We start from the raw sequence: 13985 nt of genomic DNA, 5'->3' as shown, positions 1-13985 counted from the left end.
GACTTTCATTCTGGAGGAGGTGGTGGCGCACCTGCTGGGTGCTTATATCTTTTATACATCCAAAGATATTGTTCTGGGTTTTGAATAATCACTTGCTCAAGAAAGTGATTGAGTTGTGTGGCAGCCGTTACTGAATCACTTGAAAATGGTTCAGATATCCTTTGGGCAATCATCGACCATCCATCCCCATCAGGTTTGCGGATTGCAGAAAAAACAATAGTAGGAATATTGTTTTTCAGTGCAATCTTTGCCGGTAATACTGCCGTATAGGCAGGTTTGCCAAAAAATGGTGCCCACACGCCTTCGCCATTTCCCGGAACTTGATCTGGCAAAATTCCGACTGCTTCGCCCCTGACAAGAGCTCGAGCAATTTGCCGAACCCCTTGCATATTTGCTGGCACAAAGTTCATGCGAGGATGTGCTCTACCTTCCTCAATCAGATCGTTTAACCAAGCTTGTTTAGCGGGTTTATAAATAATGGTTGCCGGAAAATGTTCCGCAAGCACCCGAGGAATCATTTCAAAAGCACCTAAATGAGGGGTAAGCATCAAAAGCCCCTTACCCTCTTCCATCGCTTGTTCGACAACATCCCAGTGAATTAATTCTGTTTTTTTCAAGGCTTCTTTGGGATGTTGCCAAATCCAAAGGCTGTCCGTTAACATTTTTCCGGCGGATTTAGCAACTTCTTTAGGGCTGGCGTTAAAGCTGTAAAGCGCTTGGGCATAAGACAAGTTTTCAAGGATCAAGGCCTTATCTTTTGGTGAGAACCAATAGGTTAAAAGACCCAGAAAAGCACCTACAGACTGTAGATACTTTAGAGGAAGGCGACCGATAAGATGAATTAACCAATGCATTCCCTCTATGATATGCAAAAAACCATGAAGTTTGAAAAAAATCAAAAGAATCGTTATACTTCATTACATCGCCGAGTTAAGACAACTTGCAGGGCGACTATAAATTCTGCTAAAGCGTCGCCGTATAGGTAGTTCGGCACGTGTTGTCGAATTTTTAATTAAGGAACCTATATGGCAAATGATTATTTTTTCACATCTGAATCTGTATCTGAGGGACACCCAGATAAAGTTGCAGATCAAATCTCAGACTCTATTCTTGACGCAATTCTTGCTCAAGATCCAACAGCAAGAGTTGCAGCAGAAACTTTATGTAATACCGGTTTAGTTGTACTCGCAGGTGAGATCACCACTACAGCTAATGTGGACTACATCAAAGTAGCTCGAGAGACTCTTCGCGAAATCGGCTATGACAATACTGATTTTGGTATTGATCATCGTGGTTGTGCGGTGTTAGTCGCTTATGACAAACAAAGCCCAGACATTGCTCAGGGCGTCAATAATGCTGAAGATGACCCTTTAGATCAAGGTGCTGGTGACCAAGGTTTGATGTTTGGTTATGCGGTGGATGAAACACCAGAACTCATGCCAATGCCGATTTATCTTTCTCATCGATTGGTTGAGCGTCAATCTCAGCTTCGCCGTGATGGTCGCCTAGACTGGTTACGCCCTGATGCGAAATCACAAGTTACTTTACGCTATGTGAATGGTCGTCCTGACTCGATCGATACGGTTGTTTTGTCGACACAACACTCCCCAGAAATGGGGCTCGATAAATTACGCGAAGCAGTGATTGAGGAAATCATCAAACCTGTATTGCCGAAAGAGCTCATTAAAGGTGAGATCAAGTATTTGGTTAATCCTACAGGTCGATTTGTCATTGGTGGTCCGCAAGGTGATTGTGGATTGACTGGTCGCAAGATCATTGTTGATACATATGGTGGCGCAGCCCCGCACGGTGGCGGCGCTTTCTCAGGCAAAGATCCATCTAAAGTAGACAGATCTGCTGCCTATGCAGCACGTTATGTTGCAAAAAATGTGGTTGCTGCAGGACTCGCGTCTAAGTGTTTAGTTCAGGTTTCTTATGCAATTGGTGTAGCTAAACCAACATCAGTCATGGTAAGCACCTATGGAACTGGAAAAATCTCTGATGAGGAAATTTCAATGTTAGTAAGTGAACACTTTGATTTAAGGCCTAAAGGTATCGTGAAAATGCTTGATCTTTTACGTCCTATATACCGTAAAACAGCTGCATATGGTCACTTTGGTCGTGAAGAGCCTGAGTTTACTTGGGAAGCAAGGGATCGTGTCATCGCACTGAAATCTGCCGCAGGTTTATAATAGTCTTAATTCTTCAAGGAGCGTTGCGAGGTTAACTTAGGTTATTTTCTAATCTAAGTTTCCCCAGGCTTGAAGGGACTCTATCTAGAGTCTAGGCAACGGCGCTCACTAACCTTTTGAACTCTTGGTTGGTGGGCTTTGAATCCAGCATCCCCAAGATTTCTGTAATTTTTGGAGAGCTGCATGAATTCCGTATCAAATATTAAAAACGACTATGTCATTGCCGATATCACTTTAGCTGATTTTGGTCGCAAAGAAATCGCCATTGCTGAAACAGAAATGCCAGGACTCATGGCAATCCGTCAAGAGTATGAAAAAGCACAACCTTTGAAAGGTGCTCGTATCACTGGTTCATTACACATGACGATTCAAACTGCCGTGTTAATTGAAACACTTGAAGCTTTAGGTGCTAAAGTGCGTTGGGCATCTTGCAATATTTACTCAACTCAAGATCATGCAGCAGCAGCAATCGCCGCTAATGGAACACCAGTATTTGCAATTAAAGGTGAAACATTAGAGCAATATTGGGATTTCACACACCGTATCTTTGAATGGGCCGATGGTTCATATTCCAATATGATTTTAGATGATGGTGGTGATGCAACTTTGTTATTGCATCTTGGCGCTAGAGCAGAAAAAGACATCACTGTTTTAAATAACCCAACGAGCGAAGAAGAAACGATTCTTTATGCATCCATCAAAGCAAAACTTGCAATTGATTCGACTTGGTATTCAGTTCGTTTAGCTGAAGTTAAAGGTGTAACAGAAGAAACTACAACTGGCGTGCACCGTTTATATCAAATGTTTGCCAAAGGCGAACTGAAGTTCCCAGCAATTAACGTCAATGACTCTGTAACAAAAAGCAAATTTGATAACTTATATGGTTGCCGCGAATCTTTAGTCGATGCGATTAAGCGCGCAACTGATGTAATGATAGCCGGTAAGGTAGCAGTCGTTGCTGGTTATGGTGATGTTGGTAAAGGTTCTGCTCAAGCATTAAGAGCATTATCTGCTCAAGTTTGGGTAACTGAAGTTGATCCAATTTGTGCATTACAAGCGGCAATGGAAGGTTACCGTGTTGTAACGATGGAATATGCTGCTGATAAAGCTGATATTTTTGTGACCGCTACTGGAAACTATCATGTGATTACCCATGACATCATGCTCAAGATGAAAAACCAAGCAATCGTATGTAATATTGGCCATTTCGATAACGAAATTGATGTTGCAAGCGTTGAAAAATATCAATGGGATGAAATCAAGCCACAAGTTGATCACATTATTTTCCCAGCGCAAAATGGCCAGCCAGAAAAAAGAATTATTCTGTTAGCAAAAGGTCGCTTAGTCAATTTAGGTTGTGGAACAGGTCATCCATCATTCGTGATGAGCTCATCATTTGCAAATCAAACGATTGCACAAATCGAACTTTGGACAAAAGCTCATACCAATGAGTACCCAATTGGTGTGTATACATTGCCTAAGCATTTGGATGAAAAAGTGGCGATATTGCAGTTAAAGAACCTAAATGCAGAATTAACAGTTCTTACAGACCAACAAGCTAATTACATCGGCGTGGATAAATCTGGGCCATTTAAACCAAATCATTATCGTTATTAAACAATGAGCCTACTCGATAATATTGAACTCAGCGCAGAATTTTTCCCCCCTAAGACGGAAGAGGGGGCGGAAAAGCTTCGTGCTGTGAGAGGCCGACTGATCCAGGAACTAGCCCCAAGCTTTTTTTCAGTAACTTTTGGTGCTGGTGGTTCTACACAAGATGGCACGATGAATACCGTGCGAGAGATTCATGAAGGCGGCATTTCTGCAGCCCCGCATTTATCTTGTGTTGGAAGTACAAAAGCCAAAGTATCAGAACTGTTAGAACAGTACCAGGCCATCGGCATTAAACGCATCGTGGCGCTTCGCGGTGATTTACCCTCTGGAATGGGAAATTATGGTGAGTTTAATCACGCCAATGAGCTCGTGGCTTTTATTCGAGAAGCCACAGGTGACTGGTTTCATATTGAAGTTGCAGCTTATCCAGAGTTTCATCCGCAGGCAACATCAGCGGTAGATGATATTGAAAAGTTTGTCCAAAAAGTTCAAGCAGGAGCAAACTCAGCAATAACACAGTACTTTTTTAATTCTGATGCCTATTTTCAGTTTTTAGAGGATGTTGCTAGCCATGATGTCAATATACCTATTATTCCAGGGATTATGCCAATCGTAAGTAGTACTCAGTTGATTCGTTTCTCTGATGCTTGTGGAGCTGAGATACCACGTTGGTTACGCAAGCGCCTCGAAAGTTTTGGTGACGACACACAATCAATTAAAGCCTATGGTTTAGAAGTGGTAACCGACTTGTGTCATCAGCTGATTGCTGGTGGTGCTCCAGGCCTCCATTTCTATACCTTAAACATGGCTGAACCGACGATTTCTATTCTGCATAATTTAGAAGATTAATCAAAGTTAAAACGTAAGCCCCCATCCTCAATGAGTATTGAGGATGGGGATTTTTTTAACATGTTGAGATCAGAACTAGAAAGTTCATACACTACTTGTTGATTAAAAATTGGGCCTAAAAAAGGACTTAATTGTTTTAAAAGAAGATTATCCTTCTCATTTAAAACATCCAGATGGATAGAAGATAATTTAGGATCTAACAAAGCGATCTTATAGGTTTTAGGATCATATTGAAAAGAAGAGTCAAGAGCTAACTCCCCCTTAACTGGCTTTTGATTCGGCGCTGAGATTTCAATATCGCAAGTTAAAAATAGGCGCTGACCTTTTTTGACAAACTCTAAAATAGGATTTGAGCATTGAATACTGAAAAATAAAAAATTCTTTGTAAAAGGCGATTGATGTATAAGGTATAGATTGATCAACCGCCCAGGTATATAGTAAGTAGATTGAGCATAAGTAATCCCTGACCTTATAAGTAAAACGGTGCCAATAATTCCAGCTGACTTGATGAGTAATTGTCGTTTTAACGAATCCATTTTTATGAAGCTGCGAAGGGCGTCAGGAAGTAATTAGATTCAGTTAGGATCCCATCCAAAGGATAATCATGAACCTGAGGAGTCCAATCGGAAGAAGATAATTCTGAAAAGTCAAAACCAATACCTACGCAAATGGGGCGACGACCGCTCTTTTCCCATGATTGAATTGATCGATCATAAAAGCCACCACCATAACCAAGCCGCCAAACTTTTTCTGCACTCTTTTGCCAGCCAATACAGGGTATAAAGATTAAATCTACTTCTAAAATAGCCGTCCCATCGGGTTCAGCAATATTTCCAAAACCTTTCGTCATGGCAGAAGTAGGGGTCCATTCATGAAATGTAAGTACCTGATCCTTTTTACAAATTGGTAATGCTAATTTTCTTAAAGGATTTTGACTTTTCCACTCAATTAAAGTTTCGGTAATCGAGGGCTCACCGCGGATTGGCCAATAAAATCCGATATGAAATAATGGTTTGGTCGTGACTTTTTCAAACTCTTGCAATACAAATAAGACGTTTTTCTTCAAAGAATCATTAGATAAGAGATAATTGGGCTGATCCTTTTGCAAATCAAGCCTTGTATTAATGAAGTCTTTTCGAATCAATTCTATCGAAGGGTTTTTCATGAATAGTAAAATTTCTCAATGTTTTTGTATGATGAATACATCATACGAAATCTTTTGCAAAGTTAGTTAATAAATTAAAAATGAACCTTCTTAGAATATCCACGCTCATCATCTCTCTACTCTTTAGTATAAGTCTTTGTGCCGCAACGAAGAATACTTTTAAGTCCTCGAGTAGTAATCAGGCATCTCAATCGACTAAGAAAGTTGAGGGCCTTTCAGAGCAAGATAAAAAGTTTATCGAGTTAAGAGAGGCTGCCAGAAAAAATGACCTTTTAAAAGCATCTCAATTGGCTAATCAACTGTCTGATTATGAAATTCCTGATTATGTAGAGTATTTCAAGATCAAACCACGTTTGTACGATAGTGCCGCAAAATCTAATGCTGCGACAGATGCAGATTCTGAAGTAAATAATTTCCTTAAAAAATATAAAGGAAGTGGTCTTGCGGATCGGATGCGCAATGATTGGTTGCTCGTACTTGGCAAAAGAAAAGATTGGGCAAATTTTGACATTGAGTATCCGCAATTTGCTTTAGATGATGATACTCAAGTCAAGTGTTATGCCATGATGTCTAAGCTTGCAAAAGGCGAGCCACCCAAAAATGTCGGAGCTCAAGCGAAGGCAACTTTATTAGACCCTAGATATTTTGGTGATGCTTGTCCAGAATTGGTCTCGCAACTCTATGCGCGTGGTGGTTTATCAAAACAAGAGTCACAGGGTATTAGCCGAAGTGCCACAGAGATGAATTTTGATAGCTTGGGACAAAGAATGGGAGTGGATGATCCCATTGCTGGAATTGTCAAAAAAGCGCGCACAAATCCCAACTTGGCAATGAAGACATTTGACGAAAATGATTGGAAAAATAATACCGAATATAAAGGTATGGCGTGGGGCGTCATTGGTCAATTTTTAGCAAAAAAACTAGACCCAACAGCAATTGATGCTTATCGTAAACAACATGCATTAGGAAATAGCGAATTACTTTCGCCAGAATCAAGTGAATGGAAAATTCGCGCAGCACTTCGAGAAAAAGATTGGCGTTTGGTTAAAGAGTCAGTTGAGACTATGCCCGAGGCTGTTCGCGCTCGTGATCCAGCCTGGACGTACTGGTATGGAAAAGCCTTAAAAGAATTAGGTGATGAGCGTGCCAATGAGCAATTTGAAAAACTAGCAAACCAATTTAATTTTTATGGACAGCTTTCATTAGAGGAGCTTGGGAGGCCTATACAAGTTCCACCAAAAACAGTTATTACAGATGCAGATATGAAGTCGATTAGTAAAAGTATTCCTGCATTTAACAAAGCCGCTAAGTTATATGACATGAACCTTCGCACTGAGGGTAATCGTGAGTGGAATTGGGAATTGCGCGGTATGTCTGACAAAGAATTACTTGCTAGCGCTGAATATGGCAAAAAAATTAATATGCTCGATCGTACCGTCAATACGTCGGATAGAACAAAGCAAGAGCATAATTTTTCATTAAGATATCCTACGCCCTATATTGATAAATTAAATCCCATTACCAAGCAAATCCAGTTGGATGTCAACTGGGTCTATGGCTTAATCCGACAAGAGTCTAGATTTGTTACGGCTGCGCGCTCACATGTTGGGGCGTCAGGACTGATGCAGGTTATGCCAGCCACAGGACAGTTTGTGGCTAAAAAAATAGGTATGAGTGATTACACGCCCGATAAGTTATCCGAATTACAAACCAATCTAGTACTTGGAAGTAATTATCTTAATATGGTTTTAAATGATCTTGATGGCTCTTGGGGATTAGCTTCTGCTGCATATAATGCTGGACCAGGAAGACCTAAGCAATGGCGTCAAACCCTTACTAAGCCTGTCAGCATGGAGATTTTTGCAGAAACAATCCCTTTTACAGAAACGAGAACCTACGTCAAAAATGTTCTTTCAAATGCTGTATATTATGAGATATTAAGTACTGGCAAGCCCCAGTCACTTAAAGCGAAACTCGGGACTGTTAATCCAAGCCAAGTCATCAATAGCAACTTGCCATAATTTTTGGAGAGTATCAATGAAAGAACGTGTAGTTCTAATTGGCGGTTCTGGTTTTGTTGGTAATAATATGTCCAAAAGGCTCACTTTTAGCGAGCATTCATCAATTATTCCAACGCGCAATAAAAACCAAATTGCTGAAATTGAAAATAAAAATTTATTTGTTAAGGCCATTCACTTACCTGAATTTACTCCAGCTGCACTGAATGAGTTTTTTAAAACTTTAACTCCAGCAGATGTGGTCATTAATTTAATTGGTATCTTACATTCAAGTAAAGGAACCCCTTATGGCCCAGAGTTTGCTCACGCTCATGTAGAAATTCCGCAGATGATTATGGCTGCAATGAAACAACATGGATTAAAAAGATATATTCATATGAGCGCCTTAGGTGCGGATGTGAACGGCCCATCGATGTACTTAAGAAGTAAAGGTGTTGCAGAAGAGCTTGTTAAAAAATCAGATCTTGATTGGACTATTTTTAGACCTTCAGTTATTTTTGGAAATAACGATAATTTCATCAATATGTTTGGTAAATTACAAAAATATTTTCCAGTGATGCCGCTTGCTGGTTCAAAGAATCTTTTTCAACCAGTCGCAGTAAAAGATGTTTCGGAAGCATTTATATCATCGATTTCAATGCCACAGACCATTCATCAGTCATATGATTTGGCTGGACCAGAGGTATTTACTTTGGCACAAATTATTCAATTTGCGGCCAAAAGAGAAGGTTTCAAACGCCCTATTATTCCCTTGCCTGCTTGGATGGGTTACATTCAAGCACTTGTTCTTGAAAATCTACCAGGTCCTAAGATTATGTCTCGCGATAACGTGGACTCCATGAAAGTACCAAGTGTATTACCACCAAATCAACCCAATGCCTTGATGGATGTTTTTGGTATTACTCCAACACCACTTGAGAGTTTAATGAAGTGAGAATTTATATTGTTGGTGGTTTTCTTCGAGACCAATTACTCGGCGTAACTCCCAAAGATAAAGATTATGTGGTGGTGGGCTCTACCCCAGTAGAAATGCAAGCCAAAGGCTTTATCCCAATTGGCCAAGATTTTCCTGTTTTTTTACATCCAAAGACAAAAGAAGAATATGCTTTAGCGAGAACTGAGCGTAAAACTGGACAGGGGTATAAGGGCTTTACTTTTTATGCTTCGGCAGAAGTCACTCTCGAGCAAGATTTGTTGAGGAGAGACTTTACGATCAATGCAATGGCCCAAGAGATCAATCTTGAAGGAGAGATGATTGGACCATTAATTGATCCATGTGGTGGTCAGAAAGATCTTGAACAGCGCGTGATTCGGCACGTGAGTAAAGCCTTCAATGAAGATCCACTGCGCATCCTTCGTTTAGCGCGGTTTATGGCCAGATTGGTTGAATTCGATATTGATCCGAATACATTGAGTTTGGTTCAGCAAATGGTAAAAGATGGCGAACTCAAATATTTAGTGCCTGAGAGAGTGTGGCAAGAATTGAGCCGTGGGTTGATAGAAACAAAGCCTTCTAGAATGCTTGACGTCCTTATTCAGACTGGGGCAAGTAAAGATGTTTTACCTAATGGTTTAGAGGATGCACAGAAAATACATCTGACAAAAGAGTATGTGAATCTGGGAATACAACACACCGCTGATTTACAAATACAGCTCGCTTATTTTCTGTCTCAGGTAGAGATGCATGAGTTAGAACAGTGGATCACACACTGGAAAATCCCAACCGAGTTAAGAAATTTTTCGCTAGCGTTTCATCATTTTTATCAAATTCTGCAAAAGCCAACATGTCGTGCTGAAGAAGTTCTTCAGTTGTTTAATAGCGTTGATGCATGGCGTAAGCCAGATCGCCTGAATAAAATATTGAATGCAATGAGCCAATTAGGCTTGAAAATAGAAAAGTGGCAAATAGCTCTTAAAGCAGCTTTGTCAGTCGATGCAGGCCTGATTGCAAAAAATCTACAAACGAATGACGGCTCAGTAATTCAGACTGTGGTTGCAGGTTCTAGACTACAAGCGATCGCTGCCTGTTGGTAAAGCCTGGTAAATTTGCGCATAGATTCTCAAACTCAATACTTGCGGGTAAATTTTTACACCAAGCAATGATTTTAAAAAGTTCACCCATTTCTGCTTCAGAAATGAGTTTTTGAAAAGCATGCCCCTCAGATGTATACCTTACTGAATCTGACGGACTAACTTTGCTCATGAACAAGTCTCCAATACCTGCGTGCAGAAGATAAGCTCCCTGACTTTGATAATGAGTAAGACTACATCCAGCACGAGCAGCGACACGATTCAGAGAAGACCATTCCACATGTGAAGTGATATCGCAAAGACCTGGCAAATAAAACATATCCGGTATCGATTGATGACGATGGTGGGCGATATGTGTGCCTTGAGTTCTTTGGGGATGATAGTACTCATGCTCAGGAAAACCATAGTCAAGAGCAATGATGAGCCCTTGAGACACATGATGAGCAATCATATCCGTCCAAGCATGGGAACGTGGATGGATTTCTGTAAGGTAATTCTCAGGATATAACTGACTAGAATCTTTGAGATAGTCAGGAAGTAAATCTGCAGAAACCTCTTCGCCAATATGCCAAAGCCAGTGATCTGAAAATGAGGGTGAACTAGGAGTTGGACTGATAGTGACCCCTTGAAAATGCCATTTGTCACCCCTTCGAATGATGAGATCAAAAGGTATTGCGTCTAGCACCTCATTCGCTAGAACGATACCCTTAAAATCCTTTGGCATCTCTGTTAACCATTCAATCTTCGTAGTGATTTTTCGCTCTTGAAGGAAACTCCTCAGACGACTTTGTTGACGATCAATTAAATCAGGTGAGACTTCTAGGATGAAGTATTGATCAGGCAATTGATCTATTTCTAAAAGATGCTCTAGGATATCCTGACAGAGTTTTCCAGAGCCAGCCCCAAACTCTAAAATCGCCTTCACTTCTTTTTGCATAGAAAAGTATTCCAATACCGGTGCAATCGTGTTGGCTATGGTCGCGCCAAATAAGGGGCTTATTTCTGGGGCGGTAATAAAGTCTCCTTTTGCACCAAATTTAAAACTTCCCGAGGTATAGTAGCCAAGTTGCGGTGCATATAGTGCATGATCCATAAATTGCGAAAATGACAGCCAACCACCATTTTTTTTGATGTCTTCATCAATAAGGTTGGATAATAGATTGCAATGCTGTAAAGCTTCGCTATTCGTTAATATTTCCATGCTGCTAAGTAATCCTCATGAATGAAACTCGTAAAATTGTATTAATCACTGGTGCCGCAAAACGCATTGGTCATATTATCGCCCTAGAAATGGCCAAGGCGGGGTGGGATATTGCTATTCATTATGGCAAATCTAAGCAAGAAGCTGATGAAACGGCCAAATTAGTCATAACCATGGGGCAACAGGCCATTTGTCTTGGAGCAGATCTTGCCCATGAATCTGAAGTAGAGCAACTTTTACCGACCTGTATAGAAAAACTGGGTTTGCCAGACTGTATTGTCAATAACGCCTCTATTTTTGAATATGATGATCCTAGCAGTTTTCAACATCAGAACTTGACACAGCATATGGCGGTCAATTTAGCCGCCCCAGTATTGTTAACCAAAATATTTGCGCAATTCTTAAAAGACTCCCCCCTTAAAAAAGGGGTCGTGGTTCATTTACTTGATCAAAAGTTAGACAACTTAAATCCCGATTTCTTTTCTTATACCTTATCTAAAAGTGCTTTGAATACAGCAGTCACTATGCAGGCGATGTTTTTTGCACCCCAATTAAGAGTGATGGGCGTAGCGCCTGGTATTTCTCTTACTTCAGGAGATCAAAGCCAGGAAGGATTTGAAGAAGCACATCAAGCTGTCTTGTTAGGACAATCATCGACCCCTAAAGATATAGCTCAAGCAATTTTATACATTACGCAAGCACAAGCCATGACAGGTAGTGTTTTATATGTGGATGGTGGGCAACATTTACAATCATCACCTCGAGACGTCATGTTTCTCACTCAAGCCAATAAGGATATGTCAACTACCCCTCCCTAAAGGAAGGGGCTTGAAGGTAAAAAGCCTTAAGAGCCAGGTTGACCAGACTCAGTAGCAGAACACCGCTACTACGTTAGCAGTAAGTCGTCAAGACGCACCTTGGAATGCTTCCTTAGTTCCAAGCTCTGCAAGAAGTAGTCGAAGAAGCAGCAAGGTAAAACTGCCAACGATTACTTCGGTAGCAAAACATCGCTACGAGCTGACTGCTAACATTGTCGAAGGGAGAACGCCGTTAGGCGTCGTAACAAGATCCCGTAAGGGATACGTAGTAACAGTGCAGTAATAGCAGTAGCAGTATTTTTTTATTAAAAGGAGTTTTAGTTGGTCTTTGTTTTAGATAAACGCGGCAAGCCTTTAATGCCATGCACGGAGCGCCGAGCAAGAATCTTGCTCGAACGAGGTCGTGCACGTGTTCATCGCCTGTATCCGATGGTTATCCGACTCGTGGACCGCTTTGCAGAGGATTGTGAGTTCCAAGAGTTAAATCTCAAGCTCGATCCAGGCAGTAAAACAACTGGTGTGGCATTAAACCGCGTAGATGGTTCGACTGAAGCAGTTTTAAATCTGTTCGAACTCATACATCGTGGTGCTTTCATTAGCAAGAAGTTAGAACAAAGACGAGCGCTGCGAAGAACTCGTAGAAATCGTCATACGAGATATCGGCAGGCTCGCTTTTTAAATCGTTGCAACAAGCAAAGAGGCTGGTTAGCGCCATCGCTGATGCACCGCGTCAATACCACAGCTGCATGGGTTGATCGGATCGTGCGCTGGTCTCCAGTGCCTCTTATCACGCAAGAGTTAGTCCGCTTCGATACACAAAAGCTCGAAAATCCAGAGATATCTGGTGTCGAATATCAGCAAGGCACACTGCTCGGCTACGAGGTGCGTGAGTATCTCCTCAACAAGTGGCATCGTGCTTGTGTTTATTGCGATGCTCAGAATGTGCCTTTTGAGGTTGAGCATATTCACCCAAAATCTAAGGGGGGCTCAAATCGTATCTCCAATCTCACACTTGCTTGCAGACCTTGCAACGAGAAGAAAGATAATCGAGACATACGGGAGTTTTTAGCAAGCGATCCAACATGCTTGGCGAAAATTCTGGCGCAAGCAAAAGCACCTCTCAAAGACGCGGCGGCAGTGAACTCCACGCGCTGGAGGCTGTTTAACGAACTAAAGACGATGGGTATTGTTGTGAAAACAGGCACCGGTGGTCAAACAAAATTTAATCGTTTACAAAACAAGATACCCAAAACCCATGCCCTGGACGCTGCTTGTACTGGTCATGTTGAGTTCATTTCCGATTGGCAAAAGCCTACGCTCTCCATCAAAAGCTCTGGTCGTGGAACCTACGCAAGAACCAAATTAGATTCTTATGGTTTCCCGCGCGGCTATTGCCTGCGTCAAAAGCAAGTACATGGTTTTGCAACGGGAGATATCGTCCGAGCCGAAGTCACTAAAGGTAAGAAGATCGGCTCTTATTTTGGCAAGGTCGCCATTCGGGAATCAGGTAGCTTTAACATCAGCACCAACGCTGGTGTCATTCAAGGTGTATCGCATAAATACTGCAAGGTAATTCAACGTGCAGATGGCTATGGATATTTGTTTAACCAAGATAGCAAACAAAGTCGAGTCAAGGGGATTGCTTTGCAATCCGCGCTATCCCTCCCCGGCATGAATGCCGAGGTTTCTCGCGCATTATGATGAACTTAGCCTCAAGCATTCCAGACTTACAGAACTGTCGGCGCCTATATTTACGTAATTACGACATATTAATCAATATTGGCGTACATGATTTTGAAAAAAAAGCTGAGCAGCATGTCATCGTCAATATTGATTTATATGTTCCCTTACTTCACAATACCCCTCAAGATGATGAGCTCCATGAAGTAGTGGATTATGATTTCATGAGAGAAACCATCAAAGAGATTGTGAGTCATGGACATATTCAGTTACAAGAAACTTTATGTGATGAAATTATCAAAAAAATGCTTGCCCATCCTTTGGTAATTGCTGCTCGGGTGTCGACTGAGAAGCCTGACGTCTATCCAGATTGCGATGGGGTTGGGGTAGAAGTTTTTATAATCAAATAATTATTGA

12 protein-coding genes, 1 pseudogene and 1 riboswitch are annotated in these 13985 nt (G+C 41.3%); of the genes and pseudogenes, 9 read left to right on the top strand and 4 right to left on the bottom strand.

Annotated features, from left to right (window positions below; genetic code table 11):
• Positions 1 to 5: 5 nt before the first annotated feature.
• Complete coding sequence (locus QMN06_RS11740) at positions 6 to 854, bottom strand: lysophospholipid acyltransferase family protein (RefSeq protein ID WP_281970299.1); 849 nt, start codon at positions 852 to 854, stop codon at positions 6 to 8.
• Between the two features lie 171 nt (positions 855 to 1025).
• On the opposite strand from QMN06_RS11740, the gene metK reads away from it, so the two are divergent.
• From metK to metF, 3 genes are all read left to right on the top strand, one after another.
• Positions 1026 to 2192, top strand: a complete 1167-nt coding sequence (gene metK, locus QMN06_RS11735) for a methionine adenosyltransferase (protein WP_281970298.1) — start codon at positions 1026 to 1028, stop codon at positions 2190 to 2192.
• Between the two features lie 9 nt (positions 2193 to 2201).
• Positions 2202 to 2306: riboswitch (S-adenosyl-L-homocysteine riboswitch) on the top strand.
• A gap of 69 nt (positions 2307 to 2375) precedes the next feature.
• Complete coding sequence (gene ahcY, locus QMN06_RS11730; protein WP_281970297.1) at positions 2376 to 3809, top strand: adenosylhomocysteinase; 1434 nt, start codon at positions 2376 to 2378, stop codon at positions 3807 to 3809.
• Positions 3810 to 3812: 3 nt separating this feature from the next.
• Positions 3813 to 4655 carry a methylenetetrahydrofolate reductase [NAD(P)H] gene (gene metF / locus QMN06_RS11725; RefSeq protein ID WP_281970296.1) on the top strand — a complete coding sequence of 281 codons (843 nt, stop codon included), beginning with the start codon at positions 3813 to 3815 and terminating at the stop codon, positions 4653 to 4655.
• On the opposite strand, the gene QMN06_RS11720 is transcribed toward metF, so the two are convergent.
• Positions 4652 to 5191: a DUF1439 domain-containing protein gene (locus QMN06_RS11720; RefSeq protein WP_281970295.1), complete on the bottom strand. Its 540-nt coding sequence runs from the start codon at positions 5189 to 5191 to the stop codon at positions 4652 to 4654. The genes metF and QMN06_RS11720 overlap by 4 nt on opposite strands.
• Before the next feature lie 2 nt (positions 5192 to 5193).
• A complete protein-coding gene (locus tag QMN06_RS11715; protein WP_281970294.1) occupies positions 5194 to 5820 on the bottom strand; it encodes a 5-formyltetrahydrofolate cyclo-ligase in 627 nt (208 codons plus the stop codon).
• Between the two features lie 80 nt (positions 5821 to 5900).
• Between QMN06_RS11715 and QMN06_RS11710 the strand changes: the two genes are divergently transcribed.
• From QMN06_RS11710 to cca, 3 genes and pseudogenes are all read left to right on the top strand, one after another.
• Positions 5901 to 7841, top strand: a complete 1941-nt coding sequence (locus tag QMN06_RS11710) for a lytic transglycosylase domain-containing protein (protein ID WP_281970293.1) — start codon at positions 5901 to 5903, stop codon at positions 7839 to 7841.
• A gap of 16 nt (positions 7842 to 7857) precedes the next feature.
• The gene (locus tag QMN06_RS11705) at positions 7858 to 8772 is read left to right on the top strand and encodes a complex I NDUFA9 subunit family protein (protein WP_281970292.1); all 915 of its coding nucleotides are present in this window, start codon (positions 7858 to 7860) and stop codon (positions 8770 to 8772) included.
• Positions 8769 to 9404: pseudogene (cca, locus tag QMN06_RS11700) on the top strand (multifunctional CCA tRNA nucleotidyl transferase/2'3'-cyclic phosphodiesterase/2'nucleotidase/phosphatase); the annotation flags it as partial. The gene QMN06_RS11705 and the pseudogene cca, both read left to right, overlap by 4 nt.
• Positions 9405 to 9840: 436 nt before the next feature.
• Here the strand turns inward: cca and QMN06_RS11695 are convergent.
• Positions 9841 to 11070: an SAM-dependent methyltransferase gene (locus QMN06_RS11695; protein ID WP_281970291.1), complete on the bottom strand. Its 1230-nt coding sequence runs from the start codon at positions 11068 to 11070 to the stop codon at positions 9841 to 9843.
• A 17-nt stretch (positions 11071 to 11087) separates the two neighbouring features.
• On the opposite strand from QMN06_RS11695, the gene QMN06_RS11690 reads away from it, so the two are divergent.
• From QMN06_RS11690 to QMN06_RS11680, 3 genes are all read left to right on the top strand, one after another.
• On the top strand, positions 11088 to 11888 hold the full coding sequence (locus tag QMN06_RS11690; protein WP_281970290.1) for an SDR family oxidoreductase: 801 nt from the start codon (positions 11088 to 11090) through the stop codon (positions 11886 to 11888).
• Between the two features lie 321 nt (positions 11889 to 12209).
• Positions 12210 to 13589 (top strand): RNA-guided endonuclease IscB, encoded by a 1380-nt coding sequence (gene iscB, locus QMN06_RS11685; protein ID WP_281970289.1) that lies wholly within the window; start codon positions 12210 to 12212, stop codon positions 13587 to 13589.
• Positions 13586 to 13978, top strand: coding sequence for a dihydroneopterin aldolase (locus QMN06_RS11680; RefSeq protein WP_281970288.1), 393 nt, complete (start codon positions 13586 to 13588; stop codon positions 13976 to 13978). Before iscB ends, QMN06_RS11680 begins: the two co-directional genes overlap by 4 nt.
• The last annotated feature ends 7 nt before the right edge of the window (positions 13979 to 13985 follow it).

The organism is Polynucleobacter sp. SHI8, from assembly GCF_027944005.1.
Lineage (GTDB): Bacteria > Pseudomonadota > Gammaproteobacteria > Burkholderiales > Burkholderiaceae > Polynucleobacter.
The sequence above is the reverse complement of the archived record's forward strand: the minus strand, read 5'-3'. Positions and strand labels throughout refer to the sequence as shown.

Coding starts and splice junctions, on each gene's coding strand:
- QMN06_RS11740 (WP_281970299.1), bottom strand. CDS start 854: ATGCATTGGTTAATTCATCTTATCGGTCGCCTTCCTCTAAAGTATCTA.
- metK (WP_281970298.1), top strand. CDS start 1,026: ATGGCAAATGATTATTTTTTCACATCTGAATCTGTATCTGAGGGACAC.
- ahcY (WP_281970297.1), top strand. CDS start 2,376: ATGAATTCCGTATCAAATATTAAAAACGACTATGTCATTGCCGATATC.
- metF (WP_281970296.1), top strand. CDS start 3,813: ATGAGCCTACTCGATAATATTGAACTCAGCGCAGAATTTTTCCCCCCT.
- QMN06_RS11720 (WP_281970295.1), bottom strand. CDS start 5,191: ATGGATTCGTTAAAACGACAATTACTCATCAAGTCAGCTGGAATTATT.
- QMN06_RS11715 (WP_281970294.1), bottom strand. CDS start 5,820: ATGAAAAACCCTTCGATAGAATTGATTCGAAAAGACTTCATTAATACA.
- QMN06_RS11710 (WP_281970293.1), top strand. CDS start 5,901: ATGAACCTTCTTAGAATATCCACGCTCATCATCTCTCTACTCTTTAGT.
- QMN06_RS11705 (WP_281970292.1), top strand. CDS start 7,858: ATGAAAGAACGTGTAGTTCTAATTGGCGGTTCTGGTTTTGTTGGTAAT.
- QMN06_RS11695 (WP_281970291.1), bottom strand. CDS start 11,070: ATGGAAATATTAACGAATAGCGAAGCTTTACAGCATTGCAATCTATTA.
- QMN06_RS11690 (WP_281970290.1), top strand. CDS start 11,088: ATGAATGAAACTCGTAAAATTGTATTAATCACTGGTGCCGCAAAACGC.
- QMN06_RS11680 (WP_281970288.1), top strand. CDS start 13,586: ATGATGAACTTAGCCTCAAGCATTCCAGACTTACAGAACTGTCGGCGC.